This window comes from Amycolatopsis keratiniphila (genome assembly GCF_000400635.2).
Lineage (GTDB): Bacteria > Actinomycetota > Actinomycetes > Mycobacteriales > Pseudonocardiaceae > Amycolatopsis > Amycolatopsis keratiniphila.
Map to the genome: position 1 here is coordinate 3569457 of NC_021252.1, position 19417 is coordinate 3588873.

The window sequence follows — 19417 nt, forward strand, 5'->3', positions numbered from 1 at the left end:
AACAAGAGATCGAGGCAGGGGCGATCGGCGTAGTGTTCCCGTGAAATTCGGTCCCGTGTCACCGGGAAGCGACTCCCGGCACACGAGGATCGGATGTATGCGCACCTCGTACCACGAACAACTCGACCGGCTCGTCACCCGGCTGCTGCGGACGTCGCGGCTGGTCGCCGACATGATGGACCGGGCAGGCACGGCCTTGGTCGAAGCCGACGGCGAGCTGGCGCGCGAGGTCATCGCCGACGGCGCGACCCTGGAGCGGGTCAAGACGGAGGCGGAGGGACACGCCCACGCGATCCTGGCGTTGCAGTCGCCGGTGGCGACCGATCTGCGGGTCGTCCTGGCGGCGATCCACGCCGTCGGCGACCTCGACCGGATGGGACGGCTGGCGATTCATGTCGCCGAGGCCGTCCAGCGCAGGTACCCGGCCCGGGTGGTGCCGCACGTGCTCGTGCCGCGGTTCGTCGAAATGGGCCGCATCGCGGTGTGGCTGGCGGTGATGGCCGGGCAGGCCGTCCAGAGCCGTGACGCCGTACTGGCCAGGACACTGATCAGTGTCGACGACGACATGGACGACCTGCACCGGACACTCTTCACCGTGATCGACTACCAGAACTGGGCCCACGGCACCACGAAAGCCGTCGACGCGGCCTTGTTGAGCCGATACTACGAACGGTTCGCCGATCACGCGGTGTCGCTGGCGAAGCAGACCACGTTCGTCGTCACCGGCTGTCCGAAGTGGACGGACGTGGTGCCCGCGCAGGGCGGCGCGCGGATCGCGTAGACCTCGGTTATCGAGAGGTAAGGCATGGGTGTCATGCTCACCCGCCGGCTCCGGATGTGGTGAAGGTGGCTTTCGCGACACCTCCCGGGGCTCCGCCACCCATGAGGGCCGCGGTCCGGGGTGAAGGGGACTTTCCGCTCGTGCGATGAGGGGAAAGTCCCCTTCACCCTGCCGGTCGCCGAAGCCCACCGAGAGCCGGTCCGTGAAGGCCTCCTCGAGCTTCGCGCTGTTCAGAGCTGTCGCTTGTCGAAGAGGGTCAGGCGTTCACTGAGCGACCACAGCTTCCGTACGTCCTCGGGATCGACGGCGGCGGCCGCGGCCTTCGCGGGCAACCGGCCGTCGTAGTAGCCGCCGTTGAGCACCTTGGCCCAGGGGTTCGCCAGCCGGGCGACGGGTTCGGCGCCTTCCGCGACCGGACGGCCGCGGTAGCTGTAGCCCGGAAGCATCCCGGTGGCGATGATGCCCGGGTGCACGCTGACGGCTTCCCGGACCTTCGGCCGGAACTCGGTCAGCGCGGTGGTCATCATGGTGAGCGCGAGTTTGGACTGCGCGTAGGCGGCGCCTCGGTTGTAGCGGCGCTTCCAGTTGAGGTCGTTCCAGTTGATCCGCCCACCGCGGTGCAGCGAGGAGGACACGTTCACCACACGGCTCACCTCGGAGCGATCGAGCGCGTCCTCGAGCAGCCGGGTCAGGAGGTACGGGGCGAGATAGTTGACCTGCACGGTCTGTTCGTGACCGTCCTTGGTGAGCACCCGCCCGTGCGGTCCGGTGATCCCGGCGTTGTTGACCAGGACGTCGAGGCGAGGACAGGACTCGGCGACGGCGACGGCGAGGTCGATGACCTGGCGCAGATCGGTGAAGTCGGCGACGACGGGCCGGAGCCTCCGCGCGTCGACGCCGGATTTCACCAGCCGGTCACAGGATTCGTCGCTTTCCTCACGGGTGCGGGCATGGGCGAGCACCGTGCAGCCTTCGGCGAGGAGCAGCCGGGCGGTCTCGAAACCGATGCCGTCCGATGCTCCGGTGAGCAGGACTGTGGGACTTTCGTTCATTGGTCCATCCACAAAGGACTCATGGGCGCGTTCGATCGCGCCCGGGGGCCGGAAAGATCAACGGCCGGCCGGGGAATCGCCGGTATCGGAGGTATCGCCGACCGGCACCGGATGAGGTGGCCGGTCGTCGTGGCGCACGGCCCACGCGTGCCCTCTGCCCATGGCTCCAGCCAAACGCGTCCGCGCCCGGGGAGCAAGATCGGCCGATCCGGTTTTACGGATTCCTTCCGCGGCACCGTTCACCGGGCGGTCAACCGGAAGCGCATCCGGCAGACGACGGCGTCCGAGCGGCGGCGCAGGGCGCGGGCGAGCACGCCGCCGCGCTGGTTCTGCAGGATCCGCTGCCACCAGTGTTCCGGTTCGACCTCGGCGATCAGCACGAAGACCTGCCGGTCGCCGACCGTGCGGAGGTGTTCCACCAGCGGCTCGCCGAGGCGGCGGCGTTCGTCGTGGAGCTGGATCAGCGTCACTTCGGGGTGCCACTTCTCCCAGTCCGCGACGAAGTCCCGCTGCGCGTGTTCGTCGTCGGGGTGGACGACGTGCACGGCCTCGACGTGGTCGCCGAGCGACAGCGCGGCGGCGAGGGCGTCGCGGGTCAGGCGGGAGACGGTGTGGACGGGGACGATGACGAGGGAACGGTGCGGTCGCGGGGGAGCGGGGGTCAGGCCGAGCCCGAGCCGCTCGCCGATCCGGCGGTAGCTGCGTTCCACCCATTCCATGGCCACCACCAGCAGCGGCAGCGCGACGACGATCAGCCAGCCGCCCTCACCGAACTTGGTCGTCGTCACCACGATCGCCGCGGCTCCGGTGAGCAGCGCGCCGAAGCCGTTGAGCGTGGCCTTGCCGCGCCAGCCGGACGGGCGGGTGCGCCGCCAGTGCCGGACCATCCCGACCTGGGAGAGGGTGAACCCGACGAACACCCCGATCGCGAACAGCGGGACCAAGGTGTTCATGTCGCCGTCGGTGATGACGAGCAGCAGGGCCGCGGTGATCGCGAGGAAGCCGACGCCGTAGCGGTACACCTGGCGTTCGGCGCGCAGGGCGAACACGTGCGGCAGCTTGTTGTGCTTGGCGAGCAACTGGGCCAGCACGGGCAGGCCGCCGAAGGAGGTGTTCGCGGCCAACGCGAGCAGCGCCACGGTCGAGAACTGCACCAGGTAGAAACCGAAGCCGTCGCCCAGTGCCGCGGTCGTCACCTGCGAGAGCACGGTGACGCCGTCCACCGGATGGATGGCGAACTTCCCGATCAGCACGGCGATCCCGAGGAGCATCACGCCGAGCAGACCGCCCAGCGCGATCTCCGCGTGCTGGGCGCGCCGTACCCGGGGTTTGCGGAACGACGGTACGGCGTTGGCGATCGCCTCGACCCCGGTCAGCGCCGCGCAACCGTTCGCGAAGGCCTTGAGCAGCAACAGAATGCCGACCGTCTGCAGGTTCTGCGCGTGGTCCGGCGCGACGACCGCCGCGGCCGGCCCGGAACGGAACAGGCCGGAGACGATCACCGTCAGGATCGCGCCGACGTAGATCACGGTGGGCACGACGAACACCCGGGCGCTCTCGGCGATGCCGCGCAGGTTCACGCCGGTGACCAGCGCCAGCACGCCGAGGCACAACCACAGCGTGTACGGCAGCAGTCCGGGGAACGCCGACGTCAGCGCCGCCACCCCGGCCGCCACCGACACCGCGACGTTGAGCACGTAATCGACGATCAGCGATGCCGCCGCCACCAGCGAGGCCCGGCGCCCGAGGTAGGTCCGGCTGACCCCGTAGGCGCCGCCGCCGTCGGGGAACGCGGCGATCACCTGGCGATAGGACAGCGTCAACACGCCCAGCAGTACGGCGATCGCGAGGGTGACCGGCAGGGTGAAGCCCAGCCCCGCGCCGCCGGCGACGGCGAGCACGATGACGATGGCCTCGGGTCCGTAGGCGACCGACGCCATCGCGTCCAACGAAAGTGCGGCGAGCCCGCCGACGACGGAGAGGCGGTGGCGTTCGGAGCGGCCGGTTCCGCTCTCGGGGCGGGTGAGTGTCGTGGTCACGCCGTCAGCGTGGGGTTCCGCTGGTCCTCGGTTCGAGGACATTGACGGGTTCTTGACACCGAATCGGGTGAACCCGATGCCGCGCTGACGCCCCGGGACAAGCACGCGAAACCGGTGGCGCCCAAAGCATTGAGCGCGAACACGAGGGCGTCGCGCCCGGACGGATGCCCCAGTACCAGCCAGGAGTGCAGGAGCCAGCAGATCGCCGCGGTGACGAAGGCGGCCCGCGCGGTGCCCAGCAAGGCGACGGCATCGATCACCGCGACCATGAGCAACACGGAAACGAGTGGTTGCGGTGAGCCGTCACCCGCCCGTGCGAGGAAAGCCGCGGCGAGAGCGCCGGAGAAACCCAGGGGAACACTGATCAAGGCGGAGACCGGGATCCGGCGTGCGGTACGCATCCCGACAGCCGAACTCGCCGGAGCCGCCGGCTGAAGAGCCGCTGACGGCCTTCGCATGCCGAACTGTGCTGTTTTTACGTCACCACAACGCGGGGCTTGCGCATCCGGCAGTAGTCAGCGCTACTATGTACTGGTAGTCAGTGGTGCTGAGTAGCGCGGAAGGGGGTGGCCTGATGGCGACGCGAGCTCAGGCGATCCGGGTGCGAGGCCTGGAGAAGTCGTACAAGACGCTGCATGTGTTGCGAGGGGTGGATTTCGAGGTGGAAAGGGGCAGCATCTTCGCTCTCCTCGGGTCGAATGGGGCGGGCAAGACCACGGTGGTGAGAATTCTGTCCACGTTGCTCAAGGCGGACGCCGGGACGGCGAGTGTCGACGGCTTGGACGTCGCCACGCGTCCGGCGAGCGTGCGGGAGGTCATCAGCCTCACCGGCCAGTTCGCCGCTGTCGACGAGATTCTCAGCGGACGCGAAAATCTCGTACTCGTCGCCCGGCTGAGGCATCTGAAGCAGCCGGGCAAGATCGCCGACGACCTGCTTGAACGGTTCTCTCTGGCCGACGCGGGCGCGCGGAAGGTCTCGACGTATTCGGGTGGCATGCGCAGGCGGCTGGACATCGCCATGAGCCTCATCGGGAATCCGCCGGTGATCTTCCTCGACGAGCCGACCACCGGGCTCGACCCCGAGGCGCGCATCGAGGTGTGGGCCGCGGTGAAGGAACTCGCCGCCCGCGGCACGACGGTGCTGCTGACCACGCAGTACCTGGACGAGGCCGAGCAGCTGGCCGACCGGATCGCGATACTCCACAAAGGACGGATCATCGTGAACGGCACCCTCGCCGAGCTCAAGCGGCTGCTGCCGCCCGCCGAGGCGGAATACGTCGAGAAACAACCCTCGCTGGAAGACATCTTCCTGGCCATCGTCGGCGCGGACAAGTAGGGGACACGCGATGAACAAGCACTTCTTCGGCGACACCACCGTCCTTTTGGGACGCTCGGTGAAACACGTGACGCGCAGTATGGACACCATCATCACGACCGCGATGATGCCGGTGGCCATGATGCTCATGTTCGTCTACGTGTTCGGCGGCGCGATCAACACCGGAACGGACTCGTATGTGAACTACCTGCTGCCCGGCATCCTGCTGATCACGGTCGCGTCGGGCGTCGCCTACACCGCGCTCAGACTCTTCACCGACATGAAGAGCGGGATCTTCGAACGCTTCCAGTCCCTGCCGATCGCGCGTTCGGGCGTGCTGTGGGCACACGTGCTGACCTCGCTCGTCGCCAACCTGGTCTCACTCGTGATCGTCATCGGCGTCGCCCTCGTCATGGGCTTCCGCTCGGGAGCGGGAGTGGCGGCCTGGCTCGCGGTGGCCGGCATCCTGCTGCTGTTCACTCTGGCGCTGACCTGGCTGGCGGTGATCCCCGGTCTCTCCGCGAAATCCGTGGACGGTGCGGGCGCGTTCTCCTACCCGCTCATCTTCCTGCCCTTCCTCAGCTCGGCGTTCGTGCCCACCGCCACGATGCCCGGCCCGGTGCGCGCCTTCGCCGAGCACCAGCCGGTGACCTCGATCGTGAACGCCCTCCGCGCCCTGCTCACCGGGGGTCCGGTCGGCACCGACATCTGGACCGCCCTCGCCTGGTGCGCCGGTCTTCTCGTCGTGGCGTACTTCTTCGCCACGATCACCTACCGCCGCAAGATCTCGTGACCATCGGGATGCCGACGGTGAGGCTGGTGCCGAGCAAGGAGTGGGAGTACCTTTTCCTCGGGTGCGCCGGGAAGCCTGGTCGGCAGTGATATTCGCCGTCCGGGAAGGGAACGACTCATGCACAGCGTCACCGGGGAACCTCACGCCGCCGTCCAGGCCACCGGTTTGAGCAAGCGTTTCGGCCGCACGCTCGCGGTGGACGACCTCTCGTTGTCCGTACCTCCCGGCGAGGTGTTCGGCTTCCTCGGCCCGAACGGCGCGGGGAAATCCACCACCATCAGATTGCTGCTCGGTTTCCTCCGTCCCTCGGCCGGGACGGCGACGGTGTTCGGCGTTCCGGCGGCCGATGTCCGGCAGGCGCACCGAACGCTGGGGTATGTGCCCGGCGACGTCGCGTTGTGGCCGGACTTGACCGGGGGCGAGATCCTCGAACTGCTGGCCCGGGTCGGGCCGGGCATCGATCCGGGGTATCGCGCGGAACTCGTGCGCCGCTTCGAGGTGGATCTCGGGAAGCCGGCGAAAGCCTACTCGACCGGCAACCGGCAGAAGGTGGCCCTGGTCGCCGCCTTCGCGAGCAGGGCGCCGTTGCTGGTGATGGACGAGCCGACCAGCGGCCTGGATCCGTTGATGGAGCAGGTGTTCCGGCGATGCGTGGCCGAAGCACGGGAACGGGGACAGACGGTCTTCCTCTCCTCCCACCAGCTCGCCGAGGTCGAGGCGGTCTGTGACCGGGTGGGGATCCTGCGTGCCGGACGTCTGGTCGAGATCGCGGGCATCCCCGAGTTGCGCCGCCTGCACCGGACTTCGGTGGAGATCGGCTACCGCGGCGCGGAACCGTCCCTTGGGGACGTTCCGGGGGTGATGGACGTCGAGCGGCCGCGCGCGGGCCTGCTGTGGTTCACCCTGGCCGGTCCGCCGGGCCCGGCGTTGCGCGCGCTCGCCGCCGCCGACGTCACCATGCTGTCGATGCGTGAACCGACACTCGAGGAGATCTTCCTCGACTACTACGGCGAGAACGCGCGATGACCACGGCACCGGCCGAGACCGTGAGCCCGCGGTCGGACTCGGCCCCCGGGACCGAGAGGAGTGCGGGCGCCGCCGTCACACTGCACTTCGCCAGGCGGATCCGGCGTGGCGCGCTGCTCGTCGGCCTCGCGGCGGCCGGGATGTCGGCCGTCGTGGCAGGCCAGTACCAAACCACCTTCGCCGGTGAGCTCAACGGCGCGGCACTCCGGGCGCTGGCGGAGAATCCGGCCATCCGGATCCTGTTCGGGCCACCGGTCGCGCTGGACGATCCCGGCGGCTTCACCGTGTGGCGCACCGGCACTCCCGTCCAGATCCTGACCGGGGTATGGGCGTCGCTGGCCGCGACCCGGCTCACCCGCGGCGAAGAGGACTCCGGCCGTGCGGAGATGCTGCTCGCGGGCCGTGTGCGGGCGATCGATCCGCTCACGCGAGTGCTGGCCGTGCTGGGGGCGGCGTCCGCCCTGATCGCCGCGGCCGTGGCCATCGCTCTGCTGGTCACCGGTACCCAACCTGGGGGTGCGGTCATCCATGCCGCCGGTCTGTTCGGCGTGACGATGACCTTCGCCGCCGCGGGCGCGTTCGCCGGGCAACTCATGCCGTCCCGCGCCGCCGCCACGGGGCTCGCCGTCGCGGCGCTCGGGGCCGGTCTGTTCCTGCGCATGCTCGCGGACGGTGTCGGCGCGCTGTCCTGGGCCTCGTGGGTCACCCCGTTCGGCTTGACGGCCAACGCCGCGCCGTACGCGGACAACAGGATCGTCCCGTTGCTCGTCCTCGCACTGTTCCCCGCGCTGCTCACCACGGCGGCGGTGATCGCGTGCTCGCACCGGGACGTCGGCAGGGGAGTGCTGAACCCGTCGGGCAGGCGACGGCCGAGAGTGCGGCTGCTGGGATCGGTCACCGGCTTCGCCGCCCGGCGAGCGGCGCGCCCCACCGCTGCCTGGGCGCTGGCGATCGGGGCCTACTTCCTGCTCGTCGGCGTGCTCATCGCGTCGATTCTGCGGTTCATGCGGGAGAACGCGAGGTTCGCCGAGCTGGCGGCGGCCGCGGGGTTCGGCGGTCTCGGCACGGCCGAGGGATTCGCGGCGGCGATGTTCAGCCTGCTCACCATCCCCGTCGGCCTTTACGCCGCGACGCGGATCGCCGCCTTCGCGACGGCCGAGACCGACCGGCGGCTGACTCCGCTGTTGGCGTTACCCCTTTCCCGGCGGCGTATCGTGCTCACCGAACTCCTGATCACCGGTCTGGGAGTGCTGGGACTCCTGGTGGTCGCGGGACTGGCGCTCTGGTGCGGCGCGACCGTCGCGGACGCTCCGTTGCGCCTCACGGCGGCGCTCGCCGGAGCGGTCAACGTCGCGCCGGTCGCCTTGCTCGCCCTCGGCACCGCGGCGCTCGCGCTCGGCTGGGCACCTCGCGCGGTCGCGGCGCTGGGCGCGCTCCCGGTCGCCGGTGGCTTCCTGCTCACCGTGATCCTGCAGAGCACTCAGGGACCCGCGTGGCCCACTCACCTTTCCCCGTACACCTACTTGGCTTCCGTACCCGGCGCACCGCCGGACTGGAGCGCGACCGCTTCGCTCCTGCTCGTCTCGGGCGCGCTGATCGTGCTGGGTGTCCTTGGCCATCAACGCAGAGACTTGAACACCTGACGGGCAGTCCGGCTTTTCGGATATGACAATCCGATCTTGTTTCGAGGGCCCGGTTTGCGGTGGATTCACGTAGTCGGGTGAAGCGGCCTCCTGACACGCTTTCCGCACCAGTAGGGAAAACCCACCGAAGGAATCCTCATGTCCCAGAAAACTATGCGGTCAGCGCGCTTCGCCCGGCCCGGTGTGGCGGCACTGGTGACACTGCTCGCCATGCTCGGGTTGGTGATCGGCGCGGGTTCGGCGCACGCCGGCCCGCTCGCATCGCCCGTCCCCGTGGGGGCGGCAAAATCCGTCACCGTGCCGTTGAACCTGCAGGGCAAGGGCGACGTGACCACCAACGCCACCGTGACGGGCACCTGCGGCTCGATCTTTCTCAACCTGAAGCTCGCGAGTGTCAGGGAGACACAGCTCACCTACGGCTACAAGAGCACCCAGGGACCGGTGAGTTCGCACAGCCTGAGAGGTGTGTACTTGAACGCTCCCACCCTCATCAGCGGCGTCTTCGGCGACTCGGGTTCCCCGAACGCCGCGGAGTTCGAGACCTCGACCACGGTGTTCACCGGGATCCCGTCGGTGCCGGCGGCGTTCCTGACCGTGTCGGTCGTCACTCCGAACGGTCCGTGCTTCGGCGTCGTCGCTGAAGCGCTGTTGTTCTGACCCCCTGATCCGGCGGGCGAACTGGAGATATCCGGGGCGCCCGCCGCTTCACATGCCGGCGACGGCGCGCGACACGACGGTGCTGAGCACACGGATACCGTGCGTGGTGGCGGGGTCGATCCCGGTCAGTTCCCGGGTTCGGCGTAACCGGTAGTCCAGGGTCCTGGGATGGATGCTCAGCGACGCGGCGGTGCGGTGCCGGTTGAAGTCGTTGCGGTAGTAGGCGCGAAGGGTGTTCATCAGGTCCGGACCACTGGCCAGCAGTCGTGTGAGGTCGTGCAACCACCGGCCGATTTCCGGCAGTTCCGCCGCACCCAGCTCCGGGAGCACGTCGGTGACGGTGTACAGGTGGCTGGGCGACCGTTCGGCCGGTGCCACCCTGCTGATCCGCTCGGCCAGCGCGAACGCTTCCGCCGCCGGACCGGTGGCCGCACCGACGGAACACGGCTGCCCGGCGAGCTCGGCGACCTCCCGGACCAGGGCGCCCGCCACGGGTTGCCGGTCGTCCGGGATCAGCGCGACGAACTCGTCCGGTTCGCGCCAGGTGGCCGGTATCCCGTGGCGTTCCCATGCCACTTGCACGAGGTCGGCCGGGGCGGCGGGCTCGAGCGACGGCCGGACCACGGTCACGAGGTAGCGCTCGTGCGGACGGATGCCACAGGAATCCGCGTAGGACGGCGCATCCGGGTCGCCTGCCAGCGCCAGCTCGGTGAACCGCCGCACACGCGCCACGACCGGAAGGTGTCTCCGGACACCGGTCGTGTAGCCGAGGAGGTAGGCACGCTGGGCCACCGCGAGCTGCGGGTTCAGCCAGCCGAGCAACCGCATCCCGGCGTCGAGGTCACGCGGTCCGGACGCCTCCCCGATTTCCCGGAGTGTCGCGGTGGTGTGCAGTGTGAGCAGCCGCCGCACGGTCTCGAACGACATTCCGTCCTCGCCGCGGCGCCGTCCCATGGACTCGACCACCGCGAGGTCATCCGGGCTCGGCGGGCTCTCCCCGGCGCCGAGGTCCACCGTCCGCGTCCGCGTGAACACCGCGAAGTCCAGCATCTCCTGGTATTCACGGGAATCCCGGGCGGCCGCGGCGTACTCGGGCAGCTCCGCCACGCACAGGTCGACGAACCTCCGGGCATTGGCCGTCGCCCGGCTTTTCAGCTGCCGCAACAGCTCGTTCACGGCTGCCCGGCCAGTGCCCGGTTCACCACGGTGCTCAGGACCCGGACGCCGCGGACGGACACCGGATCGATGCCGGTGAGATCCCGCACCCGGCGCAGCCGGTACTCCAGGGTCCTCGGGTGGATGTTCAGTGCCCCGGCGGTCCGCGACCGGCTCAGGTCGTTGCGGTAGAAGGCATCCAGGGTGCTGACCAACCGCGGGCCGGTGGCGAGCAGGCCGGTCACCTCACGCATCCAGCCTTCCACCGGGGGCAGGCGGATCGTCCCGACCTCGGCGAAGAGGTCGGTCAGGTAGTGCACGGCCCCCGGCGCGGCGCGGACCGGCGCCACGCGGCTGATCTCCCGGGCGGCGGCGAACGCCATCGCGACCGCGCCACCCACCGCACGGCTCGCGCCCACCGCTGCCGGAAGTCCTGTGCTTTCACCGAAGTCCCGGACCACGCGCGCGGCCGCGGCCGCGTCGGCGACCACCGCCACGAACTCGCCCGGTTCCGTCCAGCGCAGTGGTGTCCGCTGCCGGGACAACAGGTGCCGCGACACTTCCGCTCGGGACGGGCGGTCCGGCACCGGCGGCCCGCCGGGCACCCGGCACACGACGACCAGGGGCCGATCGGGCACGGGCACGGCCAGAATCCCGGCCAGCGGAGCGGCCGCGGGATCGTCGGAGACCACCAGGCTCGTCAGCTGCCCCACGCGGTCGACCTCGGACAGAACCGTGCCCTGCCCGAGGAAATAGCCACGGGTGTAGGCGGCAGGCGCGGCCGGCCCCTGTGCCGGCCACCAGGCGAGCGTGCGCATGACGTCGTCGAGATCGTGCGGCCCGGCGGCCTCGGCCACCTCCCGCAGCGTCAGCGAGTGGTGCAGCCGCAGCACGTCCCGCTGCGCGGCGAACGAGATCCCGCCGGCGGCACGATCCCGCCCGACCGCGGCGATGAACGACAGATCGGCATCGGTGTACGGCCTGCCCTCGGCGACCAGCGAGATCGTGCGCCGCCGGAGGAACACGGCGAAGTCCAGCATCGCGGCGCGGGCTTTCGCGTCTATCGCGATCTTGCGGAAATCCGCCAGCTCCCGGACGAAGAGATCGACAGCACGGTTGCTGTTCGCGTCGATACGGTCACGCCAACTGGCGAAAAGGTCACCACCCATAACGGATTCTGACCGGCCGATGTTGAGGAAATGTTGTGGTGCCCCGGACGGGATCGGCGGTCGAGTGGAGGAGGAGTTCTCAGGTGAGCAGTCTGCGCAAGGCGGTCGGGGTGTGTCCCAGATGCTCGCGCATGGTCCGGCACAGATGTGCCTGGTCGGCGAACCGGAGGTCGGCGGCGAGGGCGGCGAGGCTGGGCTCGCCCGCCTCCAACCGGTCCAGCGCGTGGGCCACGCGGACGCGGTTTCGGTAGCGGGTCAGGGAAATTCCCAGTTCGCGGGTGAAGGCCCGGCTGAGCCGGTACGGCGAGACCCCCAGCAGGGTGGCGAGGGGAACCAGGCCCGCCGTGGCGGGATGACCGTCTCCGATCAGGCGCCGGCCCTGGGCCACCAGCGTCCGGTCACCGGTGGCTGCCCGGTCGCCGTCCGGGACGGTCGTGGTCACGATCTGCCGGACGACCGTGGCCAGCAGACCGATCAGTCCTTCGGTCGCCGCGTGGTCGGTGTCGGCGGCGCGGGTGGCGGCCAGCAGTCGCCGGTGGGCGAGGTCGAGCCGGCCGTCGACGTACAGCGACGAGCGCTCCAGTCGTGGTGCGTCACCCGCCATCGTGCGCCAGAGCGCGGGTGTCAGGCTGATCGAGGTGCACGTGTCGCCGCCGTCGGGATGGGCGAAGTACTCCTCGTCGCCGGGTAGCCCGAGGTAGCCGACGGTGGGGTCGAGGTCCGCGAGGACACCACGGACCCGCCGGCGGAACCCGCCTCGGCGCACGAACACGAGCCGCACGTCCTCGCGTGGCCGCTCAGCCGTCCAGCCGCGGTGATCATCGCGGCAGTCCACCGCCGCGACCGCGAACTCCGGGCGGGCTGCGAGTTCGAGAAAGGAGAGCACACGCGCAGGCTATGCGGAGGGTCCGACAGTTCCGCAAGGATCTTCAAGACCCGGAAACATGTTCGGGGCAGCCTTGGGGACATGGCGTCCATCAACAACGAAATCATGGTCGAGTCCAGCGCCGAAGCGGTGTGGAAGGTGATCGGCGACTTCAGTACGGGGCCTTCGCGAATGGCACCGGGGTTCGTGGAGGACACCCGCATCGAGGACGGCTGCCGGGTCGTCACCTTCGCCGACGGCACGGTGGTCCGGGAGCGGTGCGTCTCCGTCGACCACGACAAGCGCCGGATCGTCTACTCGGTGGTCGGCGGCACCGTCCGGCCGGACCACGACAACGCCTCCATGCAGGTCTTCGCCGACGGTGAACGGCGGTGCCGACTGGTGTGGGCCCGCGACGTCCTCCCCGACGCCTTGGCCGCACCGATGGCCGAGGCGATGTCGCAGGCATTGAAGGTCATCAAGCGGACTCTCGACCGGGGCTGACCGGACCGAGGTTGCCTGATCGGCCTGACTCGGCAAGCCGATCGTCCCCGAAGCCGCCGGATCCCGGCAGGGAAGGCGGACCCGCTCCTAATTTGGTGTTCGTCGCACAAAAAAGGGGGCGGGGAGGAATCCTGATGGTGTCAGCGATGGCGAGCCGGTCGACGATGTCGCCGAGACGGGCTCGGTTCGTGCGGAACTGGACCGGCAGGCTCGTCGCGTTCGGCGAGTTCATCGACGGCTACGACCTGCTCGTCATCGGCGCCGCCGTGCTGTTCCTCAAGCCGTCGTTCCACCTCACCGCCGCCCAGGTCGGGCTCGTGACCGCGGCTGCGTTCGTGGGCACGGCGCTCGGCCTGGTGGTCTTCGGCGATCTGTCCGACCGGTTCGGCCGCCGGGTGATCTTCATGGTCAACCTGGTGGTCTTCGTGGTGGCCTCCCTGGCCGCGGCGTTCGTGCAGGACGTGTGGCAACTGGTCGCGGCCAGGTTCGTGCTCGGTCTCGCGGTGGGGATGGACATCCCGACCTCCCACGCCTTCCTCACCGAGATCGCGCCCAAATCCCGCCGGGGCCGGATCGCGGGCAGCCTGCCGAACATGATGTGGCTGGGTGGCGCCATCACGTCGGTGTTGCTCGCACTCGCGCTCCAGCCGCTGTTCGGCGACGAGACCTGGCGATGGCTGTTCGGGCTGGCCGCGCTGCCCGCGGCCGCGGTCCTGGTGGCGAGGCAATTCCTGCCGGAGTCACCCCGGTGGCTGAGCGCGCGCGGTCGCGTGGAGGAGGCCCGGCGGATCTACGACGCGCTCGGGTTGGAACCACCGAGACGCGAGGTCTCGGAGCGGCGGAGCTACCGGATGCTGGTGTCCGGCGGTGCGTGGCGGCGGCTGGCTACGGTCACGGCCTTCTTCGCCATCCAGGCCTTCGGTGGCGCGGTCGCCACGGTCGCCGGGCCGTTGATCATCAGCAGCACCGGCATCGGGGTCTCCAACACCCTGTACTTCTCCCTGCTGGGTTTCGTGGTGGGGCTGATCGCCGTGGTGGCGGGTGCCGCGATCATCGACCGGGTCAACCGGCGCTGGCTGGGCGTGTGGACGTGCCTCGGGGTGTTCGCCGCCGGACTCGGAATAGCGTTCACCGGCGAACGCGCCGGCGTCGGTCTGGTGGCCTTCTGGGTCGTGTACGCCATGCTGACCTGGTTCGGCCCGGGCGTGCTGTCCTGGGTGTGGAGCACCGAGGCGTTCCCCACCGCGTTGCGGGGTCTGGGATCCGGCATCGCGCAATGCGTGACCCGGCTCGCGATCGCGCTCAACGTGTTCCTGGCCCCCATGCTGGCGCAGAAGCACGGCATCGCGGTCGTCGCGTGGTACGCCTGCGCGTTCCTGGTGAGCGCGGTGATCGTGCTGGTGTCGCCGTGGCTGGCCACCACCGGTGTCGAGCTCGAGGAGACCAACGGCGTCGAGTCCGGGAAGCCGGAGTGAAGACGAAGCACCCCGGCCACACCGGAAGCCGGCCGCGTCAGGCCAGGCAGGCCAACACGGCCGCCGTGCTCCAGCTGCTCGTCCGGAGCGGTCCGCTGGCGCGCGGTGACATCGCGAAGGAACTGTCCCTCAACCACGGAAGCGTCAGCCGGATCATCGAGCCCCTGCTGTCCGCCGGTGTCGTCCGTGAACTCGCCGAGCGGTCCACCGTCGCCCACGTCGGCAGGCCCCGGGTGCCGGTGGAGCTCGACTCGTCCAGCCGGTACGCGGTCGGTGTGCACCTCGGCCTCGAACGGACCACGCTCGGCCTGATCGACCTGTCCGGGCACTGCGTCGAGATTTACGCCGAGAACCGCGATCCGGCGGACAGCGCCGCCACCCTGCGGCACGCCGCGGACCTGGCGGCCGGGATGGCGGACGCCGCGCCGGGACCGGTGCTGGGCATCGGCGTCACCGTCGGCGGTGAGGTGGACCGGGCGAACGGCCGGGTCGTGCGCAACGACGTGCTGGGCTGGGCCGACGTCCAGGTCGACGGCGTGTTGCGTGAACGGACCGGGCTCGACGTCGTGGTGGACGGCAACGTGCCCGCCCTGCTGGGGGCCGAGCTCACCTTCGGCGCGGGGCTCGGCGGGCAGGACGTGTCGTACCTGTTCATCGGCAACGTCACGGAGACGGGATTCCTCAGCAGGCCGATGGGTACGTGCTCGAACAGCATCGTTCAGGGCGATTTCGGCCGCCTCCTCGTACCCGAGCTCACCGGTGGCGGTCACGGACGCTTCGGCGACTGCGGGACGGACGTGGCGTTGCTCGCCGCCGCCCGGTCCGCCGGGGTCGTGGCGACCTCACTGACGGAGCTGATCCGCCTGGCGGACAAGGATCCGGCCGCGGCCGGGCTTCTCGAGGCGCGCAGCGCGCAGGTGGCCCTGGTGGCCGACACGGTGTACGACCTGATGCGGCCGGACCTGATCGTCCTCGGCGGCAGCGGCGCGCCGTCGGACCGCTGGCTCGGCGCGGTGCGTGATCGCGTCGAGACGGCTCCGCCCCGGGCGCTGGTCCGTCCACTGGCTCGGGGCAATCCGTTGGTCGTCGCGGCGGCGGGACTCGTCGTGCGTGCCTTCTTCACCAGTGGGGAGTGGTCATGAGCGGTGTGGTGGTACTCGGTGGCGCGGGCGGTATCGGCTCGGCCGTTGTCCGCGCGCTTCGGGCGGAGGGACGGCCGGTGGCGGTGGTGGACATCGCGCCGAACCCACCGGAACACGCCGGTGTGCCGTGGATTCGCGGTGACGCGACCGATCCGGCCGTGATCGGCACCGCGTTCGACACCCTCGGCGGCGTGACCGGTCTGGTGCATTGCCTGCTGAGCGAGCATCGCGCCCCCTTCACCGAGCAGACGCCGGACGCGTTGCGCAAGGTGCTCGACATCGGTGCGGTGTCCGCGTTGGAACCGTTGCAGCACCTGGTTTCCCGTGCCGGGGGAAGGCCGTGCGCCGCTGTGCTGGTCAGTTCGATCCACGCCGGCCTGGCCTGGGGCGGACAGGCCCCGTACGCGATGGCCAAGGCCGCGTTGGAGGCGCTCGGCCGCGCGGCCGCCGTGGAACTCGGACCGCGCGGGTTGCGGTGCAACACCGTCCGGCCGGGGTTCGTCATGGTGCCGCGTAACGCGCATCGCTGGCAGGACGCGGACACCCGCGAAGCCTTGACCGGCCTTCAGCCGTCCGGCGAGCTCGCCGGGCCGGACGACGTCGCGAGTGTGATCGCCTTCCTCCTCGGTGATCAGGCCAGGTTCGTCTCCGGTGAGACCGTCACCGTGGACGGCGCGATGACCGCTGTGCTGCCCGAGCCGCCGGCATCGTGACTCAGCGCCGTCTTCAGCCGAGGAGGGCCTGGGTGATCTGGCGGGTGGTCTGCGCGGCGACGCGGGGGTTCACGGCGGCGTAGGAGACATAGGCGTTCAAACCGGTGGCCAGGGCCCAACCACGACCGCGAGTCCAGGTCGCGTCGTCGATGTCGAGCGCGGCGCGGAAGGTGGCTCGCGTTTCGGCTGACATGAGGGTGAAGGCGACGATCAGATCGCGAGCCGGATCACCGACGCCGAGCTCGCCGAAGTCGATGACGGCGGTGAGGCGTCCGCCGGACGTCAACAGGTTGCCGGTGTGGAAATCGCCGTGGAACCAGACCGGGGGAGCGGCCCAGCCGGGGGCGGCGAGGGCGGTGTCCCACAGGTCGGTCATCGCCGCGGTGTCGAAGGCATCGCCGACTTTCGCGATGGCGGACCGCGTCGCTGTGTCCCGAACGGCGAGCGGACGACCGGTGAGATCCTCGGTCGTTCCGGCGTCGATCCGGTGGAGTGCGGTCAGGAACCCGGCCAGCGCCACAGCGGCCTCGTGCGAGCCGGACAGGGCGTCCACGGTCGCCACCTCGCCGTCCAGCCATCGCGACACCGCCCATGGCCACGGGTAGCCGAAGTCCGCTGCTCCCACTCCCACCAGTACGGGTACGGCAAGCGGCAGGTGCGGGGCCAGCCGGGGCAACCACTCGGCTTCCTTCTTCGCCTGCCCGATCGCGCCGTCATGGCGAGGTAGCCGCACGGACAACTGCTCGCCCAGCCGGTAGATCACATGATCCGAGCCCGCCGGAGCGTACGGAAGCAACGGCAGCCCGGCCCACTGCGGGAACTGCGTATCGACCAGACGCCTCGCCAACGCGGCGTCGATCGACGGGGTGGGTTTCACGGTCAAGGGCAACTCCCGCCATCGATGCCGGCAGCGTTTCATGGCCTCTGCTCGGTGATCAACCGATTTGCCGGACTCGCGCGCCGGAGCACCTGCCCGACTTTCGGGCCTACACGCCGGTGCGCCGGACGCCTACCGTGGTGTGGTCTAGACCTCTCAAGAGAGGACTTTGCGATGAGGTTTTCCCGCTCCGCAGTGAAAGTCGCGGTGTTGACCGCTGTTTTCGGCGCGGTTTCGGTGTTCACCGCCGTTCCCGCGCTCGCGCACGGCTCGATGGGCGATCCGATCAGCCGGATCATGCGCTGTTTCCAGGAAGGCCCGGAGAACCCGCGGTCCGCCGCGTGCAAGGCCGCCATCGCGGTGGGCGACAGCTGGCCGATCTACGACTGGGACGAGGTGAACATCGGCGACGCCAGCGGCCGTAGCCGCGAGATCATCCCGGACGGCAAGCTGTGCAGCGCCGGCCGGGACAAGTACAAGGGGCTCGATCTGCCCCGCGCCGACTGGCCGGCGACCACGATGCCGGGCAGCGGCCCGTACACCTTGCGGTATCAGCTGACCGCCCCGCATCCGGGCACCTTCGAGCTGTATGTCACCAAGCCGGGTTACGACCCGACGAAACCGCTCAAGTGGTCCGATCTGGAAGACACCCCGTTCTACAAGCAGGACAACCCGCCGATCGCCGGCAACGCCTACCAACTGCGGGCGAACCTGCCCGGCGGGCGCACCGGCAGGCATTTGATCTACTCGATCTGGCAACGCCATTGGCCCGATTCCGGTGAGGCCTTCTACTCCTGCTCGGACGTGATCTTCCCCTGATATCCGTGGCCCGGCCGGCAACGGTGTCGAAAACCGATGCCGGCCGGGCCGGGATCAGGGCCTAACTGAGGTAGAAGCCGCCGTCGTTACGGAGGACCGTCGCGACGATCGGGAACCGCCTGGTGCCGTTCCACCAGTGGTAGACCGCGTGGTACTGGCCGTTGGCGGCCTGGAAGAAGTCCATCCCGCCCGGGCCGGGGTGGTTGCCGGGCAGGCCGCGGTACGGGTTGAGGCCGCCGGTGCCGGTGTACCCGAAGTACGGCCGCTCGACACCGTTCTGCCGTGGCGTGCAGCGCGTCGACGGGATCGGGCCGGTGCCGCACCTGGCGATGCCGGTCGCATACCGTGCGCTGTCCCAGTTGTTGCCGGAGTAGGCCAGGTACCAGTAACCGTCTGCGGACTTGAACATCGACGGGTTCTCGACCACATGGGTGCCGCCGCTCATCCGGATGGTCTCCCAGCCGATGTCGGTGCTCTTCAGCGCGTCCCGTCGGGTATCCCAGTCCGCCATGCCATTGGCGTGGGTGCGGACGATCGAGATGCCGGTCTCCGGGTACGAGGTGATCGCGTCGTCCCGGTAGGCGACGTACATGGCGCCGCCCGCGACGTACGGGTTCGCGTCGATGGCCCAGCGGCCGTTGCCCGGGCACGCCCATTCGACGGGGTTGGCGAACGGTCCTCGTGCACTGCCCGAGACGGCGCGGCCGAGGCATTTCTGCCCGGAGCCCCGCCTGGACGCGGTGTAGTACATGAAGTAGGTGTCGCCGAAGCGGACGACGCCGGGCGCCCAGACGTTGCCCTCCGCCCAGCTACCCGGCCCGTTGGGCAGTGCGTCGGCCGACGCGCAGGTGCCCACGCCGACGGTGTTGCCGGAGCCGTGCGACAGCACCGGCACGAACAGTTTGCCGGTGGCGCCGCACCGGGCGCCGACGCCTTCGCCGACTGTGGTGCCGTAGGTGACGTACGTGCCGTCCTTCGCCTGGACGGTGTCCGGGTCGGCGAGGGGGAACGTCGACTCGGCGGCCGTGGTTGAGACACCGTCGGCCGCACTGGCCGGGTTGACCGCCACGAGGGCGGCCGCGGCGGTCGTGGCGAGCACGCCCGCCACGAGTAATCTGGTCGTCCACTTGCGCATGCTGAATCCCTTACTGGGCAAGGAGAGTGGTGTCGGTCAGCGGGAGCACCCGGCCGGCCACGATCGAGGCGGCGCCGGGGTGACCAGCGGTTCTCCTCGGTTGCTTGTGGACGGACAAGTGCGCCGGTTGCAAACTATGTGACCTCGCTCGCCGACGCGATTGAAAGTGCCGAAACTGCCGGTCGATACGCCCGTCCGGCCTAGCGGCGGTGACCACCTTGCCGATCGGCTGGAACGCCTGCCTGAACGTGATCCTC

Annotated in this window: 19 protein-coding genes; 11 read left to right on the forward strand and 8 right to left on the reverse strand. The window is 69.7% G+C overall.

Annotation, left to right across the window (positions count from 1 at the left end; all coding sequences use genetic code 11):
• The first annotated feature begins 97 nt into the window (after window positions 1–97).
• Window positions 98–781 (forward strand): phosphate signaling complex protein PhoU, encoded by a 684-nt coding sequence (phoU, locus tag AORI_RS57355; protein WP_016333628.1) that lies wholly within the window; start codon window positions 98–100, stop codon window positions 779–781.
• A gap of 230 nt (window positions 782–1011) precedes the next feature.
• Here the strand turns inward: phoU and AORI_RS57360 are convergent, their stop codons facing one another.
• From AORI_RS57360 to AORI_RS57370, 3 genes are all read right to left on the reverse strand, one after another.
• Window positions 1012–1833 (reverse strand): SDR family NAD(P)-dependent oxidoreductase, encoded by an 822-nt coding sequence (locus tag AORI_RS57360; RefSeq protein ID WP_016333629.1) that lies wholly within the window; start codon window positions 1831–1833, stop codon window positions 1012–1014.
• Window positions 1834–2072: 239 nt separating this feature from the next.
• Window positions 2073–3872 carry an APC family permease gene (locus AORI_RS57365; RefSeq protein WP_016333630.1) on the reverse strand — a complete coding sequence of 600 codons (1800 nt, stop codon included), beginning with the start codon at window positions 3870–3872 and terminating at the stop codon, window positions 2073–2075.
• On the reverse strand, window positions 3869–4273 hold the full coding sequence (locus AORI_RS57370; protein ID WP_016333631.1) for a hypothetical protein: 405 nt from the start codon (window positions 4271–4273) through the stop codon (window positions 3869–3871). Before AORI_RS57370 ends, AORI_RS57365 begins: the two co-directional genes overlap by 4 nt.
• 173 nt (window positions 4274–4446) lie before the next feature.
• Here AORI_RS57370 and AORI_RS57375 point away from each other — a divergent pair, with 173 nt between their 5' ends.
• The 5 genes from AORI_RS57375 to AORI_RS57395 all read left to right on the forward strand — a co-directional run bounded on the left by AORI_RS57375 (window position 4447) and on the right by AORI_RS57395 (window position 9306).
• Window positions 4447–5208, forward strand: coding sequence for an ABC transporter ATP-binding protein (locus AORI_RS57375; RefSeq protein WP_016333632.1), 762 nt, complete (start codon window positions 4447–4449; stop codon window positions 5206–5208).
• A 10-nt stretch (window positions 5209–5218) separates the two neighbouring features.
• A complete protein-coding gene (locus AORI_RS57380) occupies window positions 5219–5980 on the forward strand; it encodes an ABC transporter permease (RefSeq protein ID WP_016333633.1) in 762 nt (253 codons plus the stop codon).
• Between the two features lie 117 nt (window positions 5981–6097).
• Entirely contained in the window at window positions 6098–7006 is a 909-nt protein-coding gene (locus AORI_RS57385) for an ABC transporter ATP-binding protein (RefSeq protein ID WP_016333634.1), read from the forward strand.
• The gene (locus AORI_RS57390; protein ID WP_016333635.1) at window positions 7003–8649 is read left to right on the forward strand and encodes an exporter of polyketide antibiotics-like protein; all 1647 of its coding nucleotides are present in this window, start codon (window positions 7003–7005) and stop codon (window positions 8647–8649) included. The genes AORI_RS57385 and AORI_RS57390 overlap by 4 nt, the downstream gene beginning before the upstream one ends.
• Before the next feature lie 138 nt (window positions 8650–8787).
• Window positions 8788–9306, forward strand: coding sequence for a hypothetical protein (locus AORI_RS57395; protein ID WP_228688363.1), 519 nt, complete (start codon window positions 8788–8790; stop codon window positions 9304–9306).
• Between the two features lie 48 nt (window positions 9307–9354).
• Here the strand turns inward: AORI_RS57395 and AORI_RS57400 are convergent, their stop codons facing one another.
• From AORI_RS57400 to AORI_RS57410, 3 genes are all read right to left on the reverse strand, one after another.
• Window positions 9355–10482: a PucR family transcriptional regulator gene (locus tag AORI_RS57400; protein WP_016333637.1), complete on the reverse strand. Its 1128-nt coding sequence runs from the start codon at window positions 10480–10482 to the stop codon at window positions 9355–9357.
• Entirely contained in the window at window positions 10479–11630 is a 1152-nt protein-coding gene (locus tag AORI_RS57405) for a helix-turn-helix domain-containing protein (protein WP_016333638.1), read from the reverse strand. Before AORI_RS57405 ends, AORI_RS57400 begins: the two co-directional genes overlap by 4 nt.
• 79 nt (window positions 11631–11709) lie before the next feature.
• Window positions 11710–12516, reverse strand: coding sequence for a helix-turn-helix domain-containing protein (locus tag AORI_RS57410; RefSeq protein ID WP_016333639.1), 807 nt, complete (start codon window positions 12514–12516; stop codon window positions 11710–11712).
• Between the two features lie 81 nt (window positions 12517–12597).
• Here AORI_RS57410 and AORI_RS57415 point away from each other — a divergent pair, with 81 nt between their 5' ends.
• The 4 genes from AORI_RS57415 (at window position 12598) to AORI_RS57430 (ending at window position 16329) form a co-directional block, all read left to right on the forward strand.
• Complete coding sequence (locus tag AORI_RS57415) at window positions 12598–12999, forward strand: SRPBCC family protein (RefSeq protein ID WP_016333640.1); 402 nt, start codon at window positions 12598–12600, stop codon at window positions 12997–12999.
• A gap of 134 nt (window positions 13000–13133) precedes the next feature.
• Entirely contained in the window at window positions 13134–14474 is a 1341-nt protein-coding gene (locus tag AORI_RS57420; RefSeq protein ID WP_016333641.1) for an MFS transporter, read from the forward strand.
• Complete coding sequence (locus AORI_RS57425; protein ID WP_016333642.1) at window positions 14471–15616, forward strand: ROK family transcriptional regulator; 1146 nt, start codon at window positions 14471–14473, stop codon at window positions 15614–15616. The genes AORI_RS57420 and AORI_RS57425 overlap by 4 nt, the downstream gene beginning before the upstream one ends.
• Window positions 15613–16329, forward strand: coding sequence for an SDR family NAD(P)-dependent oxidoreductase (locus tag AORI_RS57430; RefSeq protein WP_016333643.1), 717 nt, complete (start codon window positions 15613–15615; stop codon window positions 16327–16329). The genes AORI_RS57425 and AORI_RS57430 overlap by 4 nt, the downstream gene beginning before the upstream one ends.
• A 13-nt stretch (window positions 16330–16342) precedes the next feature.
• Here the strand turns inward: AORI_RS57430 and AORI_RS57435 are convergent, their stop codons facing one another.
• Window positions 16343–17206, reverse strand: a complete 864-nt coding sequence (locus AORI_RS57435) for an aminoglycoside phosphotransferase family protein (protein ID WP_228688407.1) — start codon at window positions 17204–17206, stop codon at window positions 16343–16345.
• A 174-nt stretch (window positions 17207–17380) separates the two neighbouring features.
• Between AORI_RS57435 and AORI_RS57440 the strand changes: the two genes are divergently transcribed.
• Complete coding sequence (locus tag AORI_RS57440) at window positions 17381–18025, forward strand: lytic polysaccharide monooxygenase auxiliary activity family 9 protein (protein ID WP_043848069.1); 645 nt, start codon at window positions 17381–17383, stop codon at window positions 18023–18025.
• A 61-nt stretch (window positions 18026–18086) separates the two neighbouring features.
• On the opposite strand, the gene AORI_RS57445 is transcribed toward AORI_RS57440, so the two are convergent.
• A complete protein-coding gene (locus tag AORI_RS57445) occupies window positions 18087–19160 on the reverse strand; it encodes a family 43 glycosylhydrolase (RefSeq protein ID WP_043848070.1) in 1074 nt (357 codons plus the stop codon).
• Between the last annotated feature and the right edge of the window lie 257 nt (window positions 19161–19417).